This window comes from Crassaminicella thermophila (genome assembly GCF_008152325.1).
Classification (GTDB): Bacteria; Bacillota; Clostridia; order Peptostreptococcales; family Thermotaleaceae; genus Crassaminicella_A; species Crassaminicella_A thermophila.
Map to the genome: position 1 here is coordinate 2613877 of NZ_CP042243.1, position 24974 is coordinate 2638850.

4 protein-coding genes, 40 tRNA genes and 11 rRNA genes are annotated in these 24974 nt (G+C 48.2%); 3 read left to right on the forward strand and 52 right to left on the reverse strand.

Going from position 1 to position 24974, the window contains the following annotated elements:
- Positions 1-71: 71 nt before the first annotated feature.
- From FQB35_RS13115 to FQB35_RS16330, 27 genes are all read right to left on the reverse strand, one after another.
- Positions 72-146, reverse strand: a tRNA-Gly gene (locus FQB35_RS13115).
- A gap of 5 nt (positions 147-151) precedes the next feature.
- Positions 152-236, reverse strand: a tRNA-Tyr gene (locus tag FQB35_RS13120).
- Positions 237-241: 5 nt separating this feature from the next.
- A tRNA-Thr gene (locus FQB35_RS13125) sits at positions 242-316 on the reverse strand.
- A 9-nt stretch (positions 317-325) separates the two neighbouring features.
- Positions 326-402, reverse strand: a tRNA-Asp gene (locus FQB35_RS13130).
- Positions 403-409: 7 nt separating this feature from the next.
- Positions 410-485: transfer RNA gene (locus FQB35_RS13135), tRNA-Val, on the reverse strand.
- Between the two features lie 3 nt (positions 486-488).
- Positions 489-563: transfer RNA gene (locus FQB35_RS13140), tRNA-Glu, on the reverse strand.
- Between the two features lie 4 nt (positions 564-567).
- Positions 568-642, reverse strand: a tRNA-Asn gene (locus FQB35_RS13145).
- 7 nt (positions 643-649) lie between these two features.
- A 5S ribosomal RNA gene (gene rrf / locus FQB35_RS13150) occupies positions 650-766 on the reverse strand.
- Positions 767-802: 36 nt separating this feature from the next.
- Positions 803-3758, reverse strand: a 23S ribosomal RNA gene (locus tag FQB35_RS13155).
- A gap of 53 nt (positions 3759-3811) precedes the next feature.
- Positions 3812-3887 (reverse strand) — tRNA-Ala (locus tag FQB35_RS13160).
- 50 nt (positions 3888-3937) lie between these two features.
- Positions 3938-5466, reverse strand: a 16S ribosomal RNA gene (locus FQB35_RS13165).
- A gap of 160 nt (positions 5467-5626) precedes the next feature.
- A tRNA-Phe gene (locus tag FQB35_RS13170) sits at positions 5627-5702 on the reverse strand.
- Positions 5703-5706: 4 nt separating this feature from the next.
- Positions 5707-5783 (reverse strand) — tRNA-Pro (locus tag FQB35_RS13175).
- An 8-nt stretch (positions 5784-5791) separates the two neighbouring features.
- Positions 5792-5880: transfer RNA gene (locus FQB35_RS13180), tRNA-Ser, on the reverse strand.
- A gap of 5 nt (positions 5881-5885) precedes the next feature.
- Positions 5886-5961, reverse strand: a tRNA-Lys gene (locus FQB35_RS13185).
- A gap of 5 nt (positions 5962-5966) precedes the next feature.
- A tRNA-Arg gene (locus FQB35_RS13190) sits at positions 5967-6043 on the reverse strand.
- Positions 6044-6048: 5 nt separating this feature from the next.
- Positions 6049-6132, reverse strand: a tRNA-Leu gene (locus FQB35_RS13195).
- A 14-nt stretch (positions 6133-6146) separates the two neighbouring features.
- Positions 6147-6222, reverse strand: a tRNA-Val gene (locus FQB35_RS13200).
- 4 nt (positions 6223-6226) lie between these two features.
- Positions 6227-6301: transfer RNA gene (locus FQB35_RS13205), tRNA-Glu, on the reverse strand.
- 4 nt (positions 6302-6305) lie between these two features.
- Positions 6306-6381 (reverse strand) — tRNA-Met (locus FQB35_RS13210).
- 6 nt (positions 6382-6387) lie between these two features.
- Positions 6388-6476 (reverse strand) — tRNA-Leu (locus tag FQB35_RS13215).
- A gap of 6 nt (positions 6477-6482) precedes the next feature.
- A tRNA-Asn gene (locus FQB35_RS13220) sits at positions 6483-6557 on the reverse strand.
- Positions 6558-6564: 7 nt separating this feature from the next.
- Positions 6565-6681, reverse strand: a 5S ribosomal RNA gene (rrf, locus tag FQB35_RS13225).
- A gap of 36 nt (positions 6682-6717) precedes the next feature.
- Positions 6718-9795 (reverse strand): 23S ribosomal RNA (locus tag FQB35_RS13230).
- 53 nt (positions 9796-9848) lie between these two features.
- A tRNA-Ala gene (locus FQB35_RS13235) sits at positions 9849-9924 on the reverse strand.
- Positions 9925-9974: 50 nt separating this feature from the next.
- Positions 9975-11502: ribosomal RNA gene (locus tag FQB35_RS13240) — 16S ribosomal RNA — on the reverse strand.
- The 16S, 23S and 5S rRNA genes sit together here with 20 tRNA genes alongside, the layout of an rRNA operon.
- Positions 11503-12090: 588 nt before the next feature.
- Positions 12091-12306 (reverse strand): hypothetical protein, encoded by a 216-nt coding sequence (locus tag FQB35_RS16330; RefSeq protein WP_231701803.1) that lies wholly within the window; start codon positions 12304-12306, stop codon positions 12091-12093.
- Here FQB35_RS16330 and tnpA point away from each other — a divergent pair.
- The 3 genes from tnpA (at position 12300) to FQB35_RS13255 (ending at position 14447) form a co-directional block, all read left to right on the forward strand.
- Positions 12300-12716 (forward strand): IS200/IS605 family transposase, encoded by a 417-nt coding sequence (tnpA, locus tag FQB35_RS13250; RefSeq protein WP_148810354.1) that lies wholly within the window; start codon positions 12300-12302, stop codon positions 12714-12716. The genes FQB35_RS16330 and tnpA overlap by 7 nt on opposite strands.
- Before the next feature lie 254 nt (positions 12717-12970).
- The gene (locus tag FQB35_RS15960; protein ID WP_168198357.1) at positions 12971-13132 is read left to right on the forward strand and encodes a hypothetical protein; all 162 of its coding nucleotides are present in this window, start codon (positions 12971-12973) and stop codon (positions 13130-13132) included.
- Positions 13133-13268: 136 nt separating this feature from the next.
- A complete protein-coding gene (locus FQB35_RS13255) occupies positions 13269-14447 on the forward strand; it encodes a pyridoxal phosphate-dependent aminotransferase (RefSeq protein ID WP_148810355.1) in 1179 nt (392 codons plus the stop codon).
- A 470-nt stretch (positions 14448-14917) separates the two neighbouring features.
- Here FQB35_RS13255 and rrf (FQB35_RS13260) read toward each other — a convergent pair.
- From rrf (FQB35_RS13260) to FQB35_RS13380, 25 genes are all read right to left on the reverse strand, one after another.
- Positions 14918-15034 (reverse strand): 5S ribosomal RNA (gene rrf / locus FQB35_RS13260).
- A gap of 38 nt (positions 15035-15072) precedes the next feature.
- A 23S ribosomal RNA gene (locus FQB35_RS13265) occupies positions 15073-18145 on the reverse strand.
- Between the two features lie 53 nt (positions 18146-18198).
- Positions 18199-18274 (reverse strand) — tRNA-Ala (locus FQB35_RS13270).
- 50 nt (positions 18275-18324) lie between these two features.
- Positions 18325-19852: ribosomal RNA gene (locus tag FQB35_RS13275) — 16S ribosomal RNA — on the reverse strand.
- A gap of 160 nt (positions 19853-20012) precedes the next feature.
- Positions 20013-20088 (reverse strand) — tRNA-Phe (locus FQB35_RS13280).
- Positions 20089-20092: 4 nt separating this feature from the next.
- Positions 20093-20169: transfer RNA gene (locus FQB35_RS13285), tRNA-Pro, on the reverse strand.
- Between the two features lie 8 nt (positions 20170-20177).
- Positions 20178-20266: transfer RNA gene (locus FQB35_RS13290), tRNA-Ser, on the reverse strand.
- Between the two features lie 5 nt (positions 20267-20271).
- Positions 20272-20347: transfer RNA gene (locus FQB35_RS13295), tRNA-Lys, on the reverse strand.
- Between the two features lie 5 nt (positions 20348-20352).
- A tRNA-Arg gene (locus tag FQB35_RS13300) sits at positions 20353-20429 on the reverse strand.
- A gap of 5 nt (positions 20430-20434) precedes the next feature.
- Positions 20435-20518: transfer RNA gene (locus FQB35_RS13305), tRNA-Leu, on the reverse strand.
- A gap of 7 nt (positions 20519-20525) precedes the next feature.
- A tRNA-Tyr gene (locus FQB35_RS13310) sits at positions 20526-20610 on the reverse strand.
- Between the two features lie 6 nt (positions 20611-20616).
- A tRNA-Thr gene (locus FQB35_RS13315) sits at positions 20617-20691 on the reverse strand.
- A gap of 8 nt (positions 20692-20699) precedes the next feature.
- A tRNA-Asp gene (locus FQB35_RS13320) sits at positions 20700-20776 on the reverse strand.
- 8 nt (positions 20777-20784) lie between these two features.
- Positions 20785-20860 (reverse strand) — tRNA-Val (locus tag FQB35_RS13325).
- A gap of 4 nt (positions 20861-20864) precedes the next feature.
- A tRNA-Glu gene (locus FQB35_RS13330) sits at positions 20865-20939 on the reverse strand.
- A 4-nt stretch (positions 20940-20943) separates the two neighbouring features.
- Positions 20944-21019, reverse strand: a tRNA-Met gene (locus FQB35_RS13335).
- Positions 21020-21025: 6 nt separating this feature from the next.
- Positions 21026-21114, reverse strand: a tRNA-Leu gene (locus FQB35_RS13340).
- A gap of 13 nt (positions 21115-21127) precedes the next feature.
- A tRNA-Val gene (locus tag FQB35_RS13345) sits at positions 21128-21203 on the reverse strand.
- A 4-nt stretch (positions 21204-21207) separates the two neighbouring features.
- Positions 21208-21281 (reverse strand) — tRNA-Gly (locus FQB35_RS13350).
- Between the two features lie 6 nt (positions 21282-21287).
- Positions 21288-21362 (reverse strand) — tRNA-Thr (locus FQB35_RS13355).
- A gap of 8 nt (positions 21363-21370) precedes the next feature.
- Positions 21371-21445, reverse strand: a tRNA-Glu gene (locus FQB35_RS13360).
- 4 nt (positions 21446-21449) lie between these two features.
- Positions 21450-21524: transfer RNA gene (locus tag FQB35_RS13365), tRNA-Asn, on the reverse strand.
- Between the two features lie 7 nt (positions 21525-21531).
- Positions 21532-21648, reverse strand: a 5S ribosomal RNA gene (gene rrf / locus FQB35_RS13370).
- A 38-nt stretch (positions 21649-21686) separates the two neighbouring features.
- Positions 21687-24758: ribosomal RNA gene (locus tag FQB35_RS13375) — 23S ribosomal RNA — on the reverse strand.
- Between the two features lie 110 nt (positions 24759-24868).
- Positions 24869-24944: transfer RNA gene (locus FQB35_RS13380), tRNA-Ala, on the reverse strand.
- Positions 24945-24974: the final 30 nt, after the last annotated feature.

A 24974-nucleotide genomic window follows, 5' to 3' on the forward strand; every position in this document is an offset into this window, starting at 1 on the left:
ATATACTTAAAAATCCTATGTCTTTTGACATAGGATTTAAATATATATCGTTACTTTTTCAAAAAATAAAATGGAGCGGAAGACGGGATTCGAACCCGCGACCCTCGCCTTGGCAAGGCGATGCTCTACCACTGAGCCACTTCCGCATACTTGGTGGAGGAAGGTGGATTCGAACCACCGAAAGCTAAGCTAACGGATTTACAGTCCGCCCCCTTTGGCCTCTCGGGAATTCCTCCATATTTGGAGCTGGCGAAGGGAATCGAACCCCCAACCTGCTGATTACAAGTCAGCTGCTCTACCGTTGAGCCACACCAGCATATTCAATTGGCGACCCGGAAGGGACTCGAACCCTCGACCTCCAGCGTGACAGGCTGGCATTCTAACCAACTGAACTACCGGGCCAAATTAATGGTGGGCGCAATAGGGATCGAACCTATGACCCCCTGCTTGTAAGGCAGGTGCTCTCCCAGCTGAGCTATGCGCCCTAATGGTGACCCATCCGGGAATCGAACCCGGGTTACCGCCGTGAAAGGGCGGTGTCTTGACCGCTTGACCAATGGGCCACATTGGCTCCAAGGGTGGGACTCGAACCCACAACCTACCGGTTAACAGCCGGGTGCTCCACCATTGAGCTACCTTGGAACAATCAAACCAGCGACGACCTACTCTCCCAAGGCGTCTCCGCCTAAGTACCATCAGCGCTGAAGGGCTTAACTTCTGTGTTCGGTATGGGAACAGGTGTGACCCCTTCGCTATTGTCACTGGATTAGAGGTTGTACCCTCAAAACTAAACAATGCATATTTGGTCAAGTCCTCGACCTATTAGTACCTATCAGCTTAAGACATTACTGCCCTTACACCTTAGGCCTATCAACCAGATAGTCTTTCTGGGGTCTTACTGACTTACGTCATGGGAAATCTAATCTTGAGGGGGGCTTCGCGCTTAGATGCCTTCAGCGCTTATCCCGTCCGTACATAGCTACTCAGCCATGCCGCTGGCGCGACAACTGATACACCAGAGGTACGTCCATCCCGGTCCTCTCGTACTAAGGACAGCTCCTCTCAAATTTCCTGCGCCCACAGCGGATAGGGACCGAACTGTCTCACGACGTTCTGAACCCAGCTCGCGTGCCTCTTTAATGGGCGAACAGCCCAACCCTTGGGACCTACTTCAGCCCCAGGATGAGACGAGCCGACATCGAGGTGCCAAACCTCCCCGTCGATGTGGACTCTTGGGGGAGATAAGCCTGTTATCCCCGGGGTAGCTTTTATCCGTTGAGCGATGGCCCTTCCACTCGGAACCACCGGATCACTAAGCCCGACTTTCGTCCTTGCTCGACTTGTAAGTCTCGCAATCAAGCTCCCTTCTGCCTTTTACACTCTACGCGCGATTTCCGACCGCGCTGAGGGAACCTTTTGGGCGCCTCCGTTACCTTTTTAGGAGGCGACCGCCCCAGTCAAACTGCCCACCTGACAGTGTCCCAAAGCTGGATTCACAGCTTCTGGTTAGAACTTCAGTATTACAAGAGTGGTATCCCAACGGCGACTCCACACATACTGGCGTACATGCTTCTAAGTCTCCCACCTATGCTGTACATGTAATACCAAAAATCCAGTGTCAGGCTACAGTAAAGCTCCACGGGGTCTTTTCCGTCCTGCTGCGGGTAACCGGCATCTTCACCGGTACTACAATTTCACCGAGTCTATTGTTGAGACAGTGCCCAAATCGTTACGCCTTTTCGTGCGGGTCGGAACTTACCCGACAAGGAATTTCGCTACCTTAGGACCGTTATAGTTACGGCCGCCGTTTACTGGGGCTTAAGTTCAGTGCTTCACTTACGTTAACACGTCCCCTTAACCTTCCAGCACCGGGCAGGCGTCAGCCCCTATACATCGTCTTTCGACTTAGCAGAGACCTGTGTTTTTGCTAAACAGTCGCTTGGGCCTATTCTCTGCGGCCACCTCGGGCTTTAACACCCTACCGTGGCACCCCTTCTCCCTAAGTTACGGGGTCATTTTTGCCGAGTTCCTAACAATAGTTCTCTCGCTCGCCTTAGGATTCTCTCCTCACCTACCTGTGTCGGTTTGCGGTACGGGCACCTAGATCTCGCTAGAGGCTTTTTCTCGACAGTGTGGAATCAGCAAGTTCGCTACTATATTTCGCTCCCCCATCACCTTTCAGGATTGCCTACGCGGATTTGCCTACATAGACTCCCTACGGGCTTAGACGCACACAACCAACGGTGCGCTTAGCCTATCCTCCTGTGTCACCCCATTGCTAAAAACGATTTTTCGGTGGTACAGGAATTTCAACCTGTTGTCCATCGCCTACGACTTTCGTCCTCGGCTTAGGTCCCGACTAACCCTGAGCGGACGAACCTTCCTCAGGAAACCTTAGGGTTTTTCGGCGGGTAGGATTCTCACCTACCTCTCGCTACTCATGCCAACATTCTCTCTTCTATACAGTCCACCATTCCTTTCGGTATGACTTCAGCCCGTATAGAATGCTCCCCTACCCCTACCAATAATATAAATACTATCAGTAAGCCGTAGCTTCGGTGACAGGTTTGAGCCCCGGTAATTTTCGGCGCAGGATCACTCGACTAGTGAGCTATTACGCACTCTTTAAATGAGTGGCTGCTTCTAAGCCAACATCCTAGTTGTCTATGCAATCCCACATCCTTTTCCACTTAACCTGTACTTAGGGACCTTAGCTGACGGTCTGGGCTGTTTCCCTCTCGACTATGAATCTTATCACACATAGTCTGACTCCCAAAGATATGATTACGGCATTCGGAGTTTGATAGTCTTCAGTAACCGGTGAGGGCCCCTAGGACATTCAGTGCTCTACCTCCGTATCACTAACTTTGAGGCTAGCCCTAAAGCTATTTCGGGGAGAACCAGCTATCTCCGAGTTCGATTGGAATTTCTCCGCTATCCACAAGTCATCCCAGCCTTTTTTTCAACAGACATGGGTTCGGTCCTCCACGAAATTTTTACTTCCGCTTCAACCTGCTCATGGATAGGTCACCCGGTTTCGGGTCTACGGCATACAACTAAATCGCCCTATTCAGACTCGCTTTCGCTGCGGCTCCGTAGCTTAACTACTTAACCTTGCTGCATACCGTAACTCGTTGGCCCGTTCTACAAAAAAGTACGCGGTCGTTCATATAAAGAACTTCCACTGCTTGTAAACATAGGGTTTCAGGTTCTATTTCACTCCCCTCCCGGGGGTTCTTTTTCACCTTTCCCTCACGGTACTATGCGCTATCGGTCACCAGGTAGTATTTAGCCTTGGGGGGTGGTCCCCCCTGCTTCCCACAAGGTTTCACGTGTCTCGTGGTACTCTGGAGTATACTCAAGCTAGACTTTGTTTCGCCTACAGGACTATTACCTCCTATGGTGGGCCTTTCCAGACCTCTTCGGCTACAAATTCTTCGCTCTTATGAGTATATCCGCAACCCCTAGAAAAAATTTTCTAGGTTTGGGCTAATCCCCTTTCGCTCGCCGCTACTTAGGGAATCGAGTTTTCTTTCTTTTCCTCAGGGTACTTAGATGTTTCAGTTCCCCTGGTATGCCTCCTCACTACCTATGGATTCAGTAGCGGGTACCTAAGTATTACCCTAGGTGGGTTTCCCCATTCGGAAATCCCCGGATCAAAACTTGCTTGCAGTTCCCCGAGGCTTATCGCAGCTTACCACGTCCTTCTTCGGCTCCTGGTGCCAAGGCATTCACCCTATGCTCTTTATAACTTGACCAAAAATTGTATTTTATGCATTGTTCAGTTCTCAAGGTACATGAAAGATTTAAATGGTGGAGACGAGGGGGATCGAACCCCTGACCCCCTGCGTGCAAGGCAGGTGCTCTCCCAGCTGAGCTACGTCCCCAAGCTTAATCCTTCAAAACTAAACAGTGTAAGTTAAGCCTTTCTCCTTAGAAAGGAGGTGATCCAGCCGCACCTTCCGATACGGCTACCTTGTTACGACTTCACCCCAGTCATTGGTTTCACCTTCGGCAGCTTCCTCCAAATGGTTAGATAGCTGACTTCGGGCGCCCCCAACTCCCATGGTGTGACGGGCGGTGTGTACAAGACCCGGGAACGCATTCACCGCGGCATTCTGATCCACGATTACTAGCAACTCCAGCTTCATGTGGGCGAGTTGCAGCCCACAATCCGAACTGAGACTGGCTTTTTAGGATTTGCTCCGGATTACTCCTTCGCTTCCCGTTGTACCAGCCATTGTAGCACGTGTGTAGCCCAGAACATAAGGGGCATGATGATTTGACGTCATCCCCACCTTCCTCCGAGTTGTCCCCGGCAGTCTCTCTAGAGTGCCCATCCGAAATGCTGGCAACTAAAGACAAGGGTTGCGCTCGTTGCGGGACTTAACCCAACATCTCACGACACGAGCTGACGACAACCATGCACCACCTGTCTCTCTGTCCCCGAAGGGATTTCCCACGTTACTGGTAATGCAGAGGATGTCAAGTCCTGGTAAGGTTCTTCGCGTTGCTTCGAATTAAACCACATGCTCCGCTGCTTGTGCGGGTCCCCGTCAATTCCTTTGAGTTTCAGTCTTGCGACCGTACTCCCCAGGCGGAGTGCTTAATGCGTTAGCTGCGGCACCGAGGGTGGTACCCCCCGACACCTAGCACTCATCGTTTACGGCGTGGACTACCAGGGTATCTAATCCTGTTCGCTCCCCACGCTTTCGTGCCTCAGCGTCAGTTACAGTCCAGAGAGTCGCCTTCGCCACTGGTGTTCCTCCTAATATCTACGCATTTCACCGCTACACTAGGAATTCCACTCTCCTCTCCTGCACTCAAGCCAATAAGTTTCCAAGGCTTACTACGGTTGAGCCGTAGCCTTTCACCCCAGACTTTATCGGCCGCCTACGCACCCTTTACGCCCAGTGATTCCGGATAACGCTCGCCCCCTACGTATTACCGCGGCTGCTGGCACGTAGTTAGCCGGGGCTTCCTCCTAAGGTACCGTCAGTTTTCTTCCCTTAGGACAGAGCTTTACGACCCGAAGGCCTTCATCGCTCACGCGGCGTTGCTGCATCAGGCTTTCGCCCATTGTGCAATATTCCCCACTGCTGCCTCCCGTAGGAGTCTGGACCGTGTCTCAGTTCCAGTGTGGCCGATCACCCTCTCAGGTCGGCTACTGATCGTCGCCTTGGTGAGCCTTTACCTCACCAACTAGCTAATCAGACGCAGGCCCATCCTATACCGATAAATCTTTGACTCATGTATCATGCGATACTAGAGTTTTATGAGGTATTAATCCCGGTTTCCCGAGGCTATCCCTCTGTATAGGGCAGGTTGCCTACGCGTTACTCACCCGTCCGCCGCTAAGCTTATACAACTTCATCCGAAGATTCTGTCGTATTCGCTTCGCTCGACTTGCATGTGTTAGGCACGCCGCCAGCGTTCATCCTGAGCCAGGATCAAACTCTCAAACAAAACTTTCGAGGTTAAAAATTATTGCTGGCTTAATTTCTTACACTGTATAGTTTTCAAAGATCAAACTTCGCTCATTAGCGACGTATTCTAATATAACATAATCAAAATATGTTGTCAAGCATATTTTGATTTTTTATTGAAAGTTAAATTTCCAATAAAATGGTGCCCAGAGGCGGAATCGAACCACCGACACGGGGATTTTCAGTCCCCTGCTCTACCGACTGAGCTATCTGGGCATCTTGGTCGGGGTGGCAGGATTTGAACCCGCGGCCCTCTGGTCCCAAACCAGATGCGCTACCAAACTGCGCTACACCCCGATATATTATGGCGGAGAGGGTGGGATTCGAACCCACGGCCCCTTGCGGAGTCACTGGTTTTCAAGACCAGCTCCTTAAACCACTCGGACACCTCTCCAAGGTTGGTGACCCATCCGCGGCTCGAACGCGGGACACCTTGATTAAAAGTCAAGTGCTCTACCAACTGAGCTAATGGGTCTTATATGGCGGGTCCACAGGGATTCGAACCCCGGACACACGGCTTAGAAGGCCGTTGCTCTATCCAGCTGAGCTATGAACCCATTTTTGGTGCGGGTGGAGGGACTTGAACCCCCACGCACAAGGCGCTAGATCCTAAGTCTAGTGCGTCTGCCAATTCCGCCACACCCGCATATTATTAATTAATGGTGGGCGCAATAGGGATCGAACCTATGACCCCCTGCTTGTAAGGCAGGTGCTCTCCCAGCTGAGCTATGCGCCCTTATTGGTGACCCATCCGGGAATCGAACCCGGGTTACCGCCGTGAAAGGGCGGTGTCTTGACCGCTTGACCAATGGGCCACATTGGTTGCGGAGGCAGGATTTGAACCTACGACCTTCGGGTTATGAGCCCGACGAGCTACCAACTGCTCCACTCCGCGATGTTATGGTGCCGGGGACCGGAATCGAACCGGTACGGTCTGTAAGGACCGCAGGATTTTAAGTCCTGTGCGTCTGCCAGTTCCGCCACCCCGGCATTTTTTGGCTCCAAGGGTGGGACTCGAACCCACAACCTACCGGTTAACAGCCGGGTGCTCCACCATTGAGCTACCTTGGAACAATCAAACCAGCGACGACCTACTCTCCCAAGGCGTCTCCGCCTAAGTACCATCAGCGCTGAAGGGCTTAACTTCTGTGTTCGGTATGGGAACAGGTGTGACCCCTTCGCTATTGTCACTGGATTAGAGGTTGTACCCTCAAAACTAAACAATGCATATTTGGTCAAGTCCTCGACCTATTAGTACCTATCAGCTTAAGACATTACTGCCCTTACACCTTAGGCCTATCAACCAGATAGTCTTTCTGGGGTCTTACTGACTTACGTCATGGGAAATCTAATCTTGAGGGGGGCTTCGCGCTTAGATGCCTTCAGCGCTTATCCCGTCCGTACATAGCTACTCAGCCATGCCGCTGGCGCGACAACTGATACACCAGAGGTACGTCCATCCCGGTCCTCTCGTACTAAGGACAGCTCCTCTCAAATTTCCTGCGCCCACAGCGGATAGGGACCGAACTGTCTCACGACGTTCTGAACCCAGCTCGCGTGCCTCTTTAATGGGCGAACAGCCCAACCCTTGGGACCTACTTCAGCCCCAGGATGAGACGAGCCGACATCGAGGTGCCAAACCTCCCCGTCGATGTGGACTCTTGGGGGAGATAAGCCTGTTATCCCCGGGGTAGCTTTTATCCGTTGAGCGATGGCCCTTCCACTCGGAACCACCGGATCACTAAGCCCGACTTTCGTCCTTGCTCGACTTGTAAGTCTCGCAATCAAGCTCCCTTCTGCCTTTACACTCTACGCGCGATTTCCGACCGCGCTGAGGGGAACCTTTGGGCGCCTCCGTTACCTTTTTAGGGAGGCGACCGCCCCAGTCAAACTGCCCACCTGACGGTGTCCCCAAAGCTGGATTCACAGCTTCTGGTTAGAACTTCAGTATTACAAGAGTGGTATCCCAACGGCGACTCCACACATACTGGCGTACATGCTTCTAAGTCTCCCACCTATGCTGTACATGTAATACCAAAAATCCAGTGTCAGGCTACAGTAAAAGCTCCACGGGGTCTTTCCGTCCTGCTGCGGGTAACCGGCATCTTCACCGGTACTACAATTTCACCGAGTCTATTGTTGAGACAGTGCCCAAATCGTTACGCCTTTCGTGCGGGTCGGAACTTACCCGACAAGGAATTTCGCTACCTTAGGACCGTTATAGTTACGGCCGCCGTTTACTGGGGCTTAAGTTCAGTGCTTCACTTACGTTAACACGTCCCCTTAACCTTCCAGCACCGGGCAGGCGTCAGCCCCTATACATCGTCTTTCGACTTAGCAGAGACCTGTGTTTTTGCTAAACAGTCGCTTGGGCCTATTCTCTGCGGCCACCTCGGGCTTTAACACCCTACCGTGGCACCCCTTCTCCCTAAGTTACGGGGTCATTTTGCCGAGTTCCTTAACAATAGTTCTCTCGCTCGCCTTAGGATTCTCTCCTCACCTACCTGTGTCGGTTTGCGGTACGGGCACCTAGATCTCGCTAGAGGCTTTTCTCGACAGTGTGGAATCAGCAAGTTCGCTACTATATTTCGCTCCCCATCACCTTTCAGGATTGCCTGCGCGGATTTGCCTACATAGACTCCCTACGGGTTTAGACGCACACAACCAACGGTGCGCTTAGCCTATCCTCCTGTGTCACCCCCATTGCTCAAACGATTTTTCGGTGGTACAGGAATTTCAACCTGTTGTCCATCGCCTACGACTTTCGTCCTCGGCTTAGGTCCCGACTAACCCTGAGCGGACGAACCTTCCTCAGGAAACCTTAGGTTTTCGGCGGGTAGGATTCTCACCTACCTCTCGCTACTCATGCCAACATTCTCTCTTCTATACAGTCCACCATTCCTTTCGGTATGACTTCAGCCCGTATAGAATGCTCCCCTACCCCTGTCGTAATATGAATACTAACTTTAGAGCTTTTGTTTGAGCTTTTTTTGGTTATTTGGCCGAAGGCCTTTTGCTTGTATCCGTAGGATACCTTCGGCAAAGCTTACCTTCTTCCTTTGCTCTTTTCTAAAATCAGTATTCATACTACGACAAGCCGTAGCTTCGGTGACAGGTTTGAGCCCCGGTAATTTTCGGCGCAGGATCACTCGACTAGTGAGCTATTACGCACTCTTTAAATGAGTGGCTGCTTCTAAGCCAACATCCTAGTTGTCTATGCAATCCCACATCCTTTTCCACTTAACCTGTACTTAGGGACCTTAGCTGACGGTCTGGGCTGTTTCCCTCTCGACTATGAATCTTATCACACATAGTCTGACTCCCAAAGATATGATTACGGCATTCGGAGTTTGATAGTCTTCGGTAACCGGTGAGGGCCCCTAGGACATTCAGTGCTCTACCTCCGTATCACTAACTTTGAGGCTAGCCCTAAAGCTATTTCGGGGAGAACCAGCTATCTCCGAGTTCGATTGGAATTTCTCCGCTATCCACAAGTCATCCCAGCCTTTTTCAACAGACATGGGTTCGGTCCTCCACGAAATTTTACTTCCGCTTCAACCTGCTCATGGATAGGTCACCCGGTTTCGGGTCTACGGCATACAACTAAATCGCCCTATTCAGACTCGCTTTCGCTGCGGCTCCGTAGCTTAACTACTTAACCTTGCTGCATACCGTAACTCGTTGGCCCGTTCTACAAAAAGTACGCGGTCGTTCATAAAAAGAACTTCCACTGCTTGTAAACATAGGGTTTCAGGTTCTATTTCACTCCCCTCCCGGGGGTTCTTTTTCACCTTTCCCTCACGGTACTATGCGCTATCGGTCACCAGGTAGTATTTAGCCTTGGGGGTGGTCCCCCTGCTTCCCCTAAGGTTTCACGTGTCTCGTGGTACTCTGGAGTATACTCAAGCTAGACTTTTGTTTCGCCTACAGGACTATTACCTCCTATGGTGGGCCTTTTCCAGACCTCTTCGGCTACAAATTCTTCGCTCTTATGAGTATATCCGCAACCCCTAGAAAAAAATTTTTTTCTAGGGTTTGGGCTAATCCCCTTTCGCTCGCCGCTACTTAGGGAATCGAGTTTTCTTTCTTTTCCTCAGGGTACTTAGATGTTTCAGTTCCCCTGGTATGCCTCCTCACTACCTATGGATTCAGTAGCGGGTACCTAAGTATTACCCTAGGTGGGTTTCCCCATTCGGAAATCCCCGGATCAAAACTTGCTTGCAGTTCCCCGAGGCTTATCGCAGCTTACCACGTCCTTCTTCGGCTCCTGGTGCCAAGGCATTCACCCTATGCTCTTTATAACTTGACCAAAAATTGTATTTTATGCATTGTTCAGTTCTCAAGGTACATGAAAGATTTAAATGGTGGAGACGAGGGGGATCGAACCCCTGACCCCCTGCGTGCAAGGCAGGTGCTCTCCCAGCTGAGCTACGTCCCCAAGCTTAATCCTTCAAAACTAAACAGTGTAAGTTAAGCCTTTCTCCTTAGAAAGGAGGTGATCCAGCCGCACCTTCCGATACGGCTACCTTGTTACGACTTCACCCCAGTCATTGGTTTCACCTTCGGCAGCTTCCTCCAAATGGTTAGATAGCTGACTTCGGGCGCCCCCAACTCCCATGGTGTGACGGGCGGTGTGTACAAGACCCGGGAACGCATTCACCGCGGCATTCTGATCCACGATTACTAGCAACTCCAGCTTCATGTGGGCGAGTTGCAGCCCACAATCCGAACTGAGACTGGCTTTTAGGATTTGCTCCGGATTACTCCTTCGCTTCCCGTTGTACCAGCCATTGTAGCACGTGTGTAGCCCAGAACATAAGGGGCATGATGATTTGACGTCATCCCCACCTTCCTCCGAGTTGTCCCCGGCAGTCTCTCTAGAGTGCCCATCCTAAATGCTGGCAACTAAAGACAAGGGTTGCGCTCGTTGCGGGACTTAACCCAACATCTCACGACACGAGCTGACGACAACCATGCACCACCTGTCTCTCTGTCCCCGAAGGGATTTCCCACGTTACTGGTAATGCAGAGGATGTCAAGTCCTGGTAAGGTTCTTCGCGTTGCTTCGAATTAAACCACATGCTCCGCTGCTTGTGCGGGTCCCCGTCAATTCCTTTGAGTTTCAGTCTTGCGACCGTACTCCCCAGGCGGAGTGCTTAATGCGTTAGCTGCGGCACCGAGGGTGGTACCCCCCGACACCTAGCACTCATCGTTTACGGCGTGGACTACCAGGGTATCTAATCCTGTTCGCTCCCCACGCTTTCGTGCCTCAGCGTCAGTTACAGTCCAGAGAGTCGCCTTCGCCACTGGTGTTCCTCCTAATATCTACGCATTTCACCGCTACACTAGGAATTCCACTCTCCTCTCCTGCACTCAAGCCAATAAGTTTCCAAGGCTTACTACGGTTGAGCCGTAGCCTTTCACCCCAGACTTTATCGGCCGCCTACGCACCCTTTACGCCCAGTGATTCCGGATAACGCTCGCCCCCTACGTATTACCGCGGCTGCTGGCACGTAGTTAGCCGGGGCTTCCTCCTAAGGTACCGTCAGTTTTCTTCCCTTAGGACAGAGCTTTACGACCCGAAGGCCTTCATCGCTCACGCGGCGTTGCTGCATCAGGCTTTCGCCCATTGTGCAATATTCCCCACTGCTGCCTCCCGTAGGAGTCTGGACCGTGTCTCAGTTCCAGTGTGGCCGATCACCCTCTCAGGTCGGCTACTGATCGTCGCCTTGGTGAGCCTTTACCTCACCAACTAGCTAATCAGACGCAGGCCCATCCTATACCGATAAATCTTTGACTCATGTATCATGCGATACTAGAGTTTTATGAGGTATTAATCCCGGTTTCCCGAGGCTATCCCTCTGTATAGGGCAGGTTGCCTACGCGTTACTCACCCGTCCGCCGCTAAGCTTATACAACTTCATCCGAAGATTCTGTCGTATTCGCTTCGCTCGACTTGCATGTGTTAGGCACGCCGCCAGCGTTCATCCTGAGCCAGGATCAAACTCTCAAATAAAAATTGGCGTTTTGCGCTTGCGCGCTTTTATGCTGGCTTAATTTCTTACACTGTGTAGTTTTCAAAGATCAAACTTATTTCGCCATCGTGCTGACGACTTTTTTATGTTATCATATTTCATCAAAGTTGTCAACTGTTTTTTTATTTTTTTTAGTTTTTTATAATCATCTAATAGCGACGACAAGATATATATTATCATCTTTTTTATTATAAGTCAACTAACTAATTATTCCAACTTATATATCCTTGCCCCTTAAAATTTTTCATTTCCTAAATACTTATATGATAGATAGAATCTTCTACTGTGAACTACCACCAAGGCATTAAGCGATGGCTTCGTGAGAGGTTTGGTATTTAAGTTTTCACCTTAACAGGCAACCCTTACTCTCAGCGGGGAGGACACACTCCATTTATCCCTCATAGTTTGCACTATTTCAGGAATACATTTAAATCTAATAGCCAGATTAGTAAATATAATTTCATTTTTCTATTTTCCATATTTTTGAATTTAGGTAGTTTAGGTAATCCCTTATATTTATGTGGATTTACTTTAAAGTCTTTAATACTTGCAAAATATGATTTCCAATTCTATTCTAATACTTTAAAAGTCTGTTGTCTTGTATGACTATGAAGAAAATCACAATGCCAATTAGATTTAAACATCTTTTCTATATCTACATAAGATTTAAAACCATTTTCTCTCGATTCATAATTAACAATGTTGTAAAGTTTTGTTGTATGAAAAGATAATTCTTCTATAATATTTAACTGTTTTACTGTAAAACAAGGTATGAAGTATGTCATTAAAAAATACACAAACCAAGATAACAAGCCACAGTAAATATAACACCAATTATCATATTGTTTTCTGTCCTAAGTATCATCATAATATTTTTAAAGATGAATTAGAATATGAATTGTCAAAATGTTTTAAAGTAATATGTCATTATTATAGTTATGAACTTACCCCACAAGAGATAATGCCTGACAATGTTCATCTTTTTATATCTGCTCCACCAACTGTTGCTCCAGTAAATATAGTAAAAAAACTAAAAAGTATATCTGCTAATGAGGTATTTAAAGGATTTCCAAAATTAAAACAATCTAAATTTTGGGGTAGTGGCTTGTGGAGTGGAGAATATTATATTGGTACTGCTGGCACAGTATCTTCTGAAACAATTCAAAAGTATATACAAAACCAAAAGAATATTTAATTTTTAGACATTTAACATAAAAATTAAAGGCACAATTCATCCTCCGAGATAAACAACGGAGGTTTTCTTGTGCCAATTCCTATAAAATATTTGTTTTCTATTTACAAAAATAAAATATTTTTATAAAATTATTTGTATAAATATTCATTTTTTTATCTTAAACAAAGATAAACAATATCAATGAACGTTTTTTTTATTTTTCTTCTTAAAATTATTTATCTATATTTTGTTTTCAATATTTAGGAGGGATAATCATGAAAAAGAATTCTATTGAGAAAAAAGATACTTCCCTTAAAAAAAAGGATTTCGCAAACAAAAACGCTAAATCTACTTCAAACCATTATGATGTATCTATAAAAAGTAGTACAATTATGGAACAAAATAGACTTGAAAGAATCAATAGTTTCAAAAATTAGAGAATAACTTTAAAACCTATCTTAAAGTTTTTGTTTTCAAATTCTGTTTCATTATATATCATTAAATAGAAGCCAAAAGCTACATTACCATTTGAGGTTTTTGGCTTAATTTTTTATTCTATGAAGGAGGTCTCTCATGTTATCTTCAAAATTAAAAAACATTACGCCTTCTTATACTATAGGTATAAGTACAAAGGTAAAAGAACTAAAAAGTCAAGGACAAGACATTATTAATCTAAGTATTGGCGAACCAGACTTTTTTACACCTATAGCTGCTAAAAATAGTGCAATTGAAGCAATCCATATGAATAAAACAAAGTATGACGCTGCATCTGGATTATTAGACTTACGTAAAGCAATTCAAAACAAACTTCAAGTAGAAAACAATATTTCTTATGCACTAGACGAAATAATTATATCAAGTGGTGCAAAGCATGCTATTACAAATACCCTTATAGCCTTGTTAGATTATGAAGATGAAGTAATTATTCCAAAACCTTTTTGGGTTAGTTATCCTGAAATGGTTAAACTCGCAGGTGGTAAGCCTGTTTTTGTGGATACACAAAGAGAAAATAATTTTAAGGTAACCCCTCAAGATATTCAAAATGCTCTTACTCCTAGAACAAAAATGATATTTATTACAAATCCTTCAAATCCAACAGGAGCAATATATTCAAGAGAAGAATTAAAAGATATTGTTGATATCTGTCTAAAAAATAACATTTATATCTTGGCTGATGAAATATATGAAAAAATTTGTTATGTAGATTCTTTTGTCAGCATTGCTTCATTATCAGAAGAAGCTAAAAATATAACAATTACTATAAACGGACTTTCCAAATCTGTTGCTATGACTGGATGGAGAATTGGCTACTCTGCTTCAAATAACATATTGGCAAAAGCTATTTCTACAGTACAAGGTCATCTTGTATCTCACCCTAGTACGATTTCTCAATGGGCAGGTGTTTCTGCTTTAACATCCTGTCAAAAAGAAATGATTGAAATGGTTCATACTTATAAATCAAGAAGAGACATAGCTGTAGAAGAGCTAAAACAAATCAAAGACATTGACTTTATTTATCCAGAAGGAGCTTTTTACTTATTTATAGATATCTCTGCTCTTAAAAATAAACTAACATGGAGTGACAGTTTTTCCGTAGCATTCTCAAATATCCTATTAAACCAAGCAAAGGTTGCAGCTGTTCCTGGAATTGCTTTTGGAATGGATGATTTTATTCGAATTTCCTATGCTTGTGACACCAAAGAATTATTAGAAGGAATCAATCGAATTAAATCCTTTATAAAAAATCTATAATAAAAGCCGCTCAAATTGAGCGGCTGAACTTGTTGACAAAGTTATATTTATAAATGAATTAAAAAATAACGTTCATAAACAAATCTTTAGAGAAAACTAAGATTCATAATTTAGAAAAATCCTAACGCACCTAATAAAGACATCCTGTCTTGTAGGATGCTAGCTTAGCGTCCATGCTAAGCCTACGGATTTTTCTGAAATTTTTCATCAAGTTTTCTTTACTAAAACTTTGCAATTACTCGCTTTTATTTTTTAATCATAATAATTTTATCTACAGTCTAAGCCGCTCGATTTGAGCGGCTTTTTTATATTATACACAAAATTATCAATCTTTTTAAATTCATATGTGTATTATGTTATTTTGTTGTGTATAACTTATCAAATATATAAAATTTATCAACAGTATATATAGTTTATTAACAAAATAAAAAGACCTAAAACGAATCCTTTTCGTTCTAAGTCCTTCACCAAACCAGCGACGACCTACTCTCCCAAGGCGTCTCCGCCTAAGTACCATCAGCGCTGAAGGGCTTAACTTCTGTGTTCGGTATGGGAACAGGTGTGACCCCTTCGCTATTGTCACTGGATTAGAGGTTGTACCCTCAAAACTGAACAATGCATATATTTGGTCAAGTCCTCGACCTATTAGTACCTATCAGCTTAAGACATTACTGCCCTTACACCTTAGGCCTATCAACCAGATGGTCTTTCTGGGGTCTTACTGACTTACGTCATGGGAAATCTAATCTTGAGGGGGGCTTCGCGCTTAGATGCCTTCAGCGCTTATCCCGTCCGTACATAGCTACTCAGCCATGCCGCTGGCGCGACAACTGATACACCAGAGGTACGTCCATCCCGGTCCTCTCGTACTAAGGACAGCTCCTCTCAAATTTCCTGCGCCCACAGCGGATAGGGACCGAACTGTCTCACGACGTTCTGAACCCAGCTCGCGTGCCTCTTTAATGGGCGAACAGCCCAACCCTTGGGACCTACTTCAGCCCCAGGATGAGACGAGCCGACATCGAGGTGCCAAACCTCCCCGTCGATGTGGACTCTTGGGGGAGATAAGCCTGTTATCCCCGGGGTAGCTTTTATCCGTTGAGCGATGGCCCTTCCACTCGGAACCACCGGATCACTAAGCCCGACTTTTCGTCCTTGCTCGACTTGTAAGTCTCGCAATCAAGCTCCCTTCTGCCTTTACACTCTACGCGCGATTTCCGACCGCGCTGAGGGGAACTCTTGGGCGCCTCCGTTACCTTTTTAGGGAGGCGACCGCCCCAGTCAAACTGCCCACCTGACAGTGTCCCAAAGCTGGATTCACAGCTTCTGGTTAGAACTTCAGTATTACAAGAGTGGTATCCCAACGGCGACTCCACACATACTGGCGTACATGCTTCTAAGTCTCCCACCTATGCTGTACATGTAATACCAAAATCCAGTGTCAGGCTACAGTAAAGCTCCACGGGGTCTTTCCGTCCTGCTGCGGGTAACCGGCATCTTCACCGGTACTACAATTTCACCGAGTCTATTGTTGAGACAGTGCCCAAATCGTTACGCCTTTCGTGCGGGTCGGAACTTACCCGACAAGGAATTTCGCTACCTTAGGACCGTTATAGTTACGGCCGCCGTTTACTGGGGCTTAAGTTCAGTGCTTCACTTACGTTAACACGTCCCCTTAACCTTCCAGCACCGGGCAGGCGTCAGCCCCTATACATCGTCTTTCGACTTAGCAGAGACCTGTGTTTTTGCTAAACAGTCGCTTGGGCCTATTCTCTGCGGCCACCTCGGGCTTTAACACCCTACCGTGGCACCCCTTCTCCCTAAGTTACGGGGTCATTTTGCCGAGTTCCTTAACAATAGTTCTCTCGCTCGCCTTAGGATTCTCTCCTCACCTACCTGTGTCGGTTTGCGGTACGGGCACCTAGATCTCGCTAGAGGCTTTTCTCGACAGTGTGGAATCAGCAAGTTCGCTACTATATTTCGCTCCCCATCACCTTTCAGGATTGCCTGCGCGGATTTGCCTACATAGACTCCCTACGGGTTTAGACGCACACAACCAACGGTGCGCTTAGCCTATCCTCCTGTGTCACCCCATTGCTCAAACGATTTTCGGTGGTACAGGAATTTCAACCTGTTGTCCATCGCCTACGACTTTCGTCCTCGGCTTAGGTCCCGACTAACCCTGAGCGGACGAACCTTCCTCAGGAAACCTTAGGTTTTCGGCGGGTAGGATTCTCACCTACCTCTCGCTACTCATGCCAACATTCTCTCTTCTATACAGTCCACCATTCCTTTCGGTATGACTTCAGCCCGTATAGAATGCTCCCCTACCCCTGTCGTAATATGAATACTAACTTTAGAGCTTTGTTTGAGCTTTTTGGTTATTTGGCCGAAGGCCTTTGCTTGTATCCGTAGGATACCTTCGGCAAAGCTTACCTTCTTCCTTTGCTCTTTTCTAAAATCAGTATTCATACTACGACAAGCCGTAGCTTCGGTGACAGGTTTGAGCCCCGGTAATTTTCGGCGCAGGATCACTCGACTAGTGAGCTATTACGCACTCTTTAAATGAGTGGCTGCTTCTAAGCCAACATCCTAGTTGTCTATGCAATCCCACATCCTTTTCCACTTAACCTGTACTTAGGGACCTTAGCTGACGGTCTGGGCTGTTTCCCTCTCGACTATGAATCTTATCACACATAGTCTGACTCCCAAAGATATGATTACGGCATTCGGAGTTTGATAGTCTTCGGTAACCGGTGAGGGCCCCTAGGACATTCAGTGCTCTACCTCCGTATCACTAACTTTGAGGCTAGCCCTAAAAGCTATTTCGGGGAGAACCAGCTATCTCCGAGTTCGATTGGAATTTCTCCGCTATCCACAAGTCATCCCAGCCTTTTTTTCAACAGACATGGGTTCGGTCCTCCACGAAATTTTTACTTCCGCTTCAACCTGCTCATGGATAGGTCACCCGGTTTCGGGTCTACGGCATACAACTAAATCGCCCTATTCAGACTCGCTTTCGCTGCGGCTCCGTAGCTTAACTACTTAACCTTGCTGCATACCGTAACTCGTTGGCCCGTTCTACAAAAAGTACGCGGTCGTTCATAAAAAAAGAACTTCCACTGCTTGTAAACATAGGGTTTCAGGTTCTATTTCACTCCCCCTCCCGGGGTTCTTTTTCACCTTTCCCTCACGGTACTATGCGCTATCGGTCACCAGGTAGTATTTAGCCTTGGGGGTGGTCCCCCTGCTTCCCACTAAGGTTTCACGTGTCTCGTGGTACTCTGGAGTATACTCAAGCTAGACTTTGTTTCGCCTACAGGACTATTACCTCCTATGGTGGGTCTTTCCAGACCTCTTCGGCTACAAATTCTTCGCTCTTATGAGTATATCCGCAACCCCTAGAAAAAATTTTTCTAGGTTTGGGCTAATCCCTTTCGCTCGCCGCTACTTAGGGAATCGAGTTTTTCTTTTCTTTTTCCTCAGGGTACTTAGATGTTTCAGTTCCCCTGGTATGCCTCCTCACTACCTATGGATTCAGTAGTGGGTACCTAAGTATTACCCTAGGTGGGTTTCCCCATTCGGAAATCCCCGGATCAAAACTTGCTTGCAGTTCCCCGAGGCTTATCGCAGCTTACCACGTCCTTCTTCGGCTCCTGGTGCCAAGGCATTCACCCTATGCTCTTTATAACTTGACCAGAAATTGTATTTTATGCATTGTTCAGTTCTCAAGGTACATGAAAGATTTAAATGGTGGAGACGAGGGGGATCGAACCCCTGACCCCCTGCGTGCAAGGCAGGTGCTCTCCCAGCTGAGCTACGTCCCCAAGCTTAATCCTTCAAAACTAAACAGTGTAAGTTAAGCCTTTCTCCTTAGAAAGGAGGTGATCCAGCCGCACCTTCCGATACGGCTACCTTGTTACGACTTCACCCCAGTCATTGGTTTCACCTTCGGCAGCTTCCTCCAAATGGTTAGATAGCTGACTTCGGGCGCCCCCAACTCCCATGGTGTGACGGGCGGTGTGTACAAGACCCGGGAACGCATTCACCGCGGCATTCTGATCCACGATTACTAGCAACTCCAGCTTCATGTGGGCGAGTTGCAGCCCACAATCCGAACTGAGACTGGCTTTTAGGATTTGCTCCGGATTACTCCTTCGCTTCCCGTTGTACCAGCCATTGTAGCACGTGTGTAGCCCAGAACATAAGGGGCATGATGATTTGACGTCATCCCCACCTTCCTCCGAGTTGTCCCCGGCAGTCTCTCTAGAGTGCCCATCCTAAATGCTGGCAACTAAAGACAAGGGTTGCGCTCGTTGCGGGACTTAACCCAACATCTCACGACACGAGCTGACGACAACCATGCACCACCTGTCTCTCTGTCCCCGAAGGGATTTCCCACGTTACTGGTAATGCAGAGGATGTCAAGTCCTGGTAAGGTTCTTCGCGTTGCTTCGAATTAAACCACATGCTCCGCTGCTTGTGCGGGTCCCCGTCAATTCCTTTGAGTTTCAGTCTTGCGACCGTACTCCCCAGGCGGAGTGCTTAATGCGTTAGCTGCGGCACCGAGGGTGGTACCCCCCGACACCTAGCACTCATCGTTTACGGCGTGGACTACCAGGGTATCTAATCCTGTTCGCTCCCCACGCTTTCGTGCCTCAGCGTCAGTTACAGTCCAGAGAGTCGCCTTCGCCACTGGTGTTCCTCCTAATATCTACGCATTTCACCGCTACACTAGGAATTCCACTCTCCTCTCCTGCACTCAAGCCAATAAGTTTCCAAGGCTTACTACGGTTGAGCCGTAGCCTTTCACCCCAGACTTTATCGGCCGCCTACGCACCCTTTACGCCCAGTGATTCCGGATAACGCTCGCCCCCTACGTATTACCGCGGCTGCTGGCACGTAGTTAGCCGGGGCTTCCTCCTAAGGTACCGTCAGTTTTCTTCCCTTAGGACAGAGCTTTACGACCCGAAGGCCTTCATCGCTCACGCGGCGTTGCTGCATCAGGCTTTCGCCCATTGTGCAATATTCCCCACTGCTGCCTCCCGTAGGAGTCTGGACCGTGTCTCAGTTCCAGTGTGGCCGATCACCCTCTCAGGTCGGCTACTGATCGTCGCCTTGGTGAGCCTTTACCTCACCAACTAGCTAATCAGACGCAGGCCCATCCTATACCGATAAATCTTTGACTCATGTATCATGCGATACTAGAGTTTTATGAGGTATTAATCCCGGTTTCCCGAGGCTATCCCTCTGTATAGGGCAGGTTGCCTACGCGTTACTCACCCGTCCGCCGCTAAGCTTATACAACTTCATCCGAAGATTCTGTCGTATTCGCTTCGCTCGACTTGCATGTGTTAGGCACGCCGCCAGCGTTCATCCTGAGCCAGGATCAAACTCTCAAACAAAACTTTCGAGGTTAAAAATTATTGCTGGCTTAATTTCTTACACTGTATAGTTTTCAAAGATCAAACTTCGCTCATTAGCGACGTATTCTAATATAACATAATCAAAATATGTTGTCAAGCATATTTTGATTTTTTATTGAAAGTTAAATTTCCAATAAAATGGTGCCCAGAGGCGGAATCGAACCACCGACACGGGGATTTTCAGTCCCCTGCTCTACCGACTGAGCTATCTGGGCATCTTGGTCGGGGTGGCAGGATTTGAACCCGCGGCCCTCTGGTCCCAAACCAGATGCGCTACCAAACTGCGCTACACCCCGATATATTATGGCGGAGAGGGTGGGATTCGAACCCACGGCCCCTTGCGGAGTCACTGGTTTTCAAGACCAGCTCCTTAAACCACTCGGACACCTCTCCAAGGTTGGTGACCCATCCGCGGCTCGAACGCGGGACACCTTGATTAAAAGTCAAGTGCTCTACCAACTGAGCTAATGGGTCTTATATGGCGGGTCCACAGGGATTCGAACCCCGGACACACGGCTTAGAAGGCCGTTGCTCTATCCAGCTGAGCTATGAACCCATTTTTGGTGCGGGTGGAGGGACTTGAACCCCCACGCACAAGGCGCTAGATCCTAAGTCTAGTGCGTCTGCCAATTCCGCCACACCCGCATATATATGGTGGAGGAAGGTGGATTCGAACCACCGAAAGCTAAGCTAACGGATTTACAGTCCGCCCCCTTTGGCCTCTCGGGAATTCCTCCATATTTTGGAGCTGGCGAAGGGAATCGAACCCCCAACCTGCTGATTACAAGTCAGCTGCTCTACCGTTGAGCCACACCAGCAAATTTATTGGCGACCCGGAAGGGACTCGAACCCTCGACCTCCAGCGTGACAGGCTGGCATTCTAACCAACTGAACTACCGGGCCAAATTTAATGGTGGGCGCAATAGGGATCGAACCTATGACCCCCTGCTTGTAAGGCAGGTGCTCTCCCAGCTGAGCTATGCGCCCTTATTGGTGACCCATCCGGGAATCGAACCCGGGTTACCGCCGTGAAAGGGCGGTGTCTTGACCGCTTGACCAATGGGCCACATTGGTTGCGGAGGCAGGATTTGAACCTACGACCTTCGGGTTATGAGCCCGACGAGCTACCAACTGCTCCACTCCGCGATGTTATGGTGCCGGGGACCGGAATCGAACCGGTACGATCTGTAAGGACCGCAGGATTTTAAGTCCTGTGCGTCTGCCAGTTCCGCCACCCCGGCAAAATTGTTTTAATGGTGGGCGCAATAGGGATCGAACCTATGACCCCCTGCTTGTAAGGCAGGTGCTCTCCCAGCTGAGCTATGCGCCCTTATTGGAGCGGATGATGGGAATCGAACCCACGCTACCAGCTTGGAAGGCTGGAGTTCTACCATTGAACTACATCCGCATATTTTGGAGCTGGCGAAGGGAATCGAACCCCCAACCTGCTGATTACAAGTCAGCTGCTCTACCGTTGAGCCACACCAGCTCAATAATTGGTGACCCATCCGGGAATCGAACCCGGGTTACCGCCGTGAAAGGGCGGTGTCTTGACCGCTTGACCAATGGGCCACATTGGCTCCAAGGGTGGGACTCGAACCCACAACCTACCGGTTAACAGCCGGGTGCTCCACCATTGAGCTACCTTGGAACAATCAAACCAGCGACGACCTACTCTCCCAAGGCGTCTCCGCCTAAGTACCATCAGCGCTGAAGGGCTTAACTTCTGTGTTCGGTATGGGAACAGGTGTGACCCCTTCGCTATTGTCACTGGATTAGAGGTTGTACCCTCAAAACTGAACAATGCATATATTTGGTCAAGTCCTCGACCTATTAGTACCTATCAGCTTAAGACATTACTGCCCTTACACCTTAGGCCTATCAACCAGATGGTCTTTCTGGGGTCTTACTGACTTACGTCATGGGAAATCTAATCTTGAGGGGGCTTCGCGCTTAGATGCCTTCAGCGCTTATCCCGTCCGTACATAGCTACTCAGCCATGCCGCTGGCGCGACAACTGATACACCAGAGGTACGTCCATCCCGGTCCTCTCGTACTAAGGACAGCTCCTCTCAAATTTCCTGCGCCCACAGCGGATAGGGGACCGAACTGTCTCACGACGTTCTGAACCCAGCTCGCGTGCCTCTTTTAATGGGCGAACAGCCCAACCCTTGGGACCTACTTCAGCCCCAGGATGAGACGAGCCGACATCGAGGTGCCAAACCTCCCCGTCGATGTGGACTCTTGGGGGAGATAAGCCTGTTATCCCCGGGGTAGCTTTTTATCCGTTGAGCGATGGCCCTTCCACTCGGAACCACCGGATCACTAAGCCCGACTTTTCGTCCTTGCTCGACTTGTAAGTCTCGCAATCAAGCTCCCTTCTGCCTTTTACACTCTACGCGCGATTTCCGACCGCGCTGAGGGAACCTTTTGGGCGCCTCCGTTACCTTTTTAGGAGGCGACCGCCCCAGTCAAACTGCCCACCTGACAGTGTCCCAAAGCTGGATTCACAGCTTCTGGTTAGAACTTCAGTATTACAAGAGTGGTATCCCAACGGCGACTCCACACATACTGGCGTACATGCTTCTAAGTCTCCCACCTATGCTGTACATGTAATACCAAAAATCCAGTGTCAGGCTACAGTAAAGCTCCACGGGGTCTTTCCGTCCTGCTGCGGGTAACCGGCATCTTCACCGGTACTACAATTTCACCGAGTCTATTGTTGAGACAGTGCCCAAATCGTTACGCCTTTCGTGCGGGTCGGAACTTACCCGACAAGGAATTTCGCTACCTTAGGACCGTTATAGTTACGGCCGCCGTTTACTGGGGCTTAAGTTCAGTGCTTCACTTACGTTAACACGTCCCCTTAACCTTCCAGCACCGGGCAGGCGTCAGCCCCTATACATCGTCTTTCGACTTAGCAGAGACCTGTGTTTTTGCTAAACAGTCGCTTGGGCCTATTCTCTGCGGCCACCTCAGGCTTTAACACCCTACCGTGGCACCCCTTCTCCCTAAGTTACGGGGTCATTTTGCCGAGTTCCTTAACAATAGTTCTCTCGCTCGCCTTAGGATTCTCTCCTCACCTACCTGTGTCGGTTTGCGGTACGGGCACCTAGATCTCGCTAGAGGCTTTTCTCGACAGTGTGGAATCAGCAAGTTCGCGAACTTTTTTCGCTCCCCATCACCTTTCAGGATTGCCTACGCGGATTTGCCTACATAGACTCCCTACGGGTTTAGACGCACACAACCAACGGTGCGCTTAGCCTATCCTCCTGTGTCACCCCATTGCTCAAACGATTTTCGGTGGTACAGGAATTTCAACCTGTTGTCCATCGCCTACGACTTTCGTCCTCGGCTTAGGTCCCGACTAACCCTGAGCGGACGAACCTTCCTCAGGAAACCTTAGGTTTTCGGCGGGTAGGATTCTCACCTACCTCTCGCTACTCATGCCAACATTCTCTCTTCTATACAGTCCACCATTCCTTTCGGTATGACTTCAGCCCGTATAGAATGCTCCCCTACCCCTGTCGTAATATGAATACTAACTTTAGAGCTTTGTTTGAGCTTTTTGGTTATTTGGCCGAAGGCCTTTGCTTGTATCCGTAGGATACCTTCGGCAAAGCTTACCTTCTTCCTTTGCTCTTTTCTAAAATCAGTATTCATACTACGACAAGCCGTAGCTTCGGTGACAGGTTTGAGCCCCGGTAATTTTCGGCGCAGGATCACTCGACTAGTGAGCTATTACGCACTCTTTAAATGAGTGGCTGCTTCTAAGCCAACATCCTAGTTGTCTATGCAATCCCACATCCTTTTCCACTTAACCTGTACTTAGGGACCTTAGCTGACGGTCTGGGCTGTTTCCTCTCGACTATGAATCTTATCACACATAGTCTGACTCCCAAAAAATATGATTACGGCATTCGGAGTTTGATAGTCTTCGGTAACCGGTGAGGGCCCCTAGGACATTCAGTGCTCTACCTCCGTATCACTAACTTTGAGGCTAGCCCTAAAAGCTATTTCGGGGAGAACCAGCTATCTCCGAGTTCGATTGGAATTTCTCCGCTATCCACAAGTCATCCCAGCCTTTTTTTCAACAGACATGGGTTCGGTCCTCCACGAAATTTTTACTTCCGCTTCAACCTGCTCATGGATAGGTCACCCGGTTTCGGGTCTACGGCATACAACTAAATCGCCCTATTCAGACTCGCTTTCGCTGCGGCTCCGTAGCTTAACTACTTAACCTTGCTGCATACCGTAACTCGTTGGCCCGTTCTACAAAAAGTACGCGGTCGTTCATAAAAAAAGAACTTCCACTGCTTGTAAACATAGGGTTTCAGGTTCTATTTCACTCCCCTCCCGGGGTTCTTTTTCACCTTTCCCTCACGGTACTATGCGCTATCGGTCACCAGGTAGTATTTAGCCTTGGGGGTGGTCCCCCTGCTTCCCCACAAGGTTTCACGTGTCTCGTGGTACTCTGGAGTATACTCAAGCTAGACTTTGTTTCGCCTACAGGACTATTACCTCCTATGGTGGGTCTTTCCAGACCTCTTCGGCTACAAATTCTTCGCTCTTATGAGTATATCCGCAACCCCTAGAAAAAATTTTCTAGGTTTGGGCTAATCCCCTTTCGCTCGCCGCTACTTAGGGAATCGAGTTTTCTTTCTTTTCCTCAGGGTACTTAGATGTTTCAGTTCCCCTGGTATGCCTCCTCACTACCTATGGATTCAGTAGTGGGTACCTAAGTATTACCCTAGGTGGGTTTCCCCATTCGGAAATCCCCGGATCAAAACTTGCTTGCAGTTCCCCGAGGCTTATCGCAGCTTACCACGTCCTTCTTCGGCTCCTGGTGCCAAGGCATTCACCCTATGCTCTTTATAACTTGACCAGAAATTGTATTTTATGCATTGTTCAGTTCTCAAAGTACAAAGTACATCGCCAACGAAATTGTTCATTACTTCACAATTTCCGTTGCTCAAGGTACATGAAAGATTTAAATGGTGGAGACGAGGGGGATCGAACCCCTGACCCCCTGCGTGCAAGGCAGGTGCTCTCCCAGCTGAGCTACGTCCCCAAGCTTAATCCTTCAAAACTAAACAGTGTA

What these genes read in the sequence shown, in the direction of transcription:
- tnpA (WP_148810354.1), top strand. Translation starts at nt 12,300, where the DNA reads ATGTCATTAAAAAATACACAAACCAAGATAACAAGCCACAGTAAATAT.
- FQB35_RS16330 (WP_231701803.1), bottom strand. Translation starts at nt 12,306, where the DNA reads ATGACATACTTCATACCTTGTTTTACAGTAAAACAGTTAAATATTATA.
- FQB35_RS15960 (WP_168198357.1), top strand. Translation starts at nt 12,971, where the DNA reads ATGAAAAAGAATTCTATTGAGAAAAAAGATACTTCCCTTAAAAAAAAG.
- FQB35_RS13255 (WP_148810355.1), top strand. Translation starts at nt 13,269, where the DNA reads ATGTTATCTTCAAAATTAAAAAACATTACGCCTTCTTATACTATAGGT.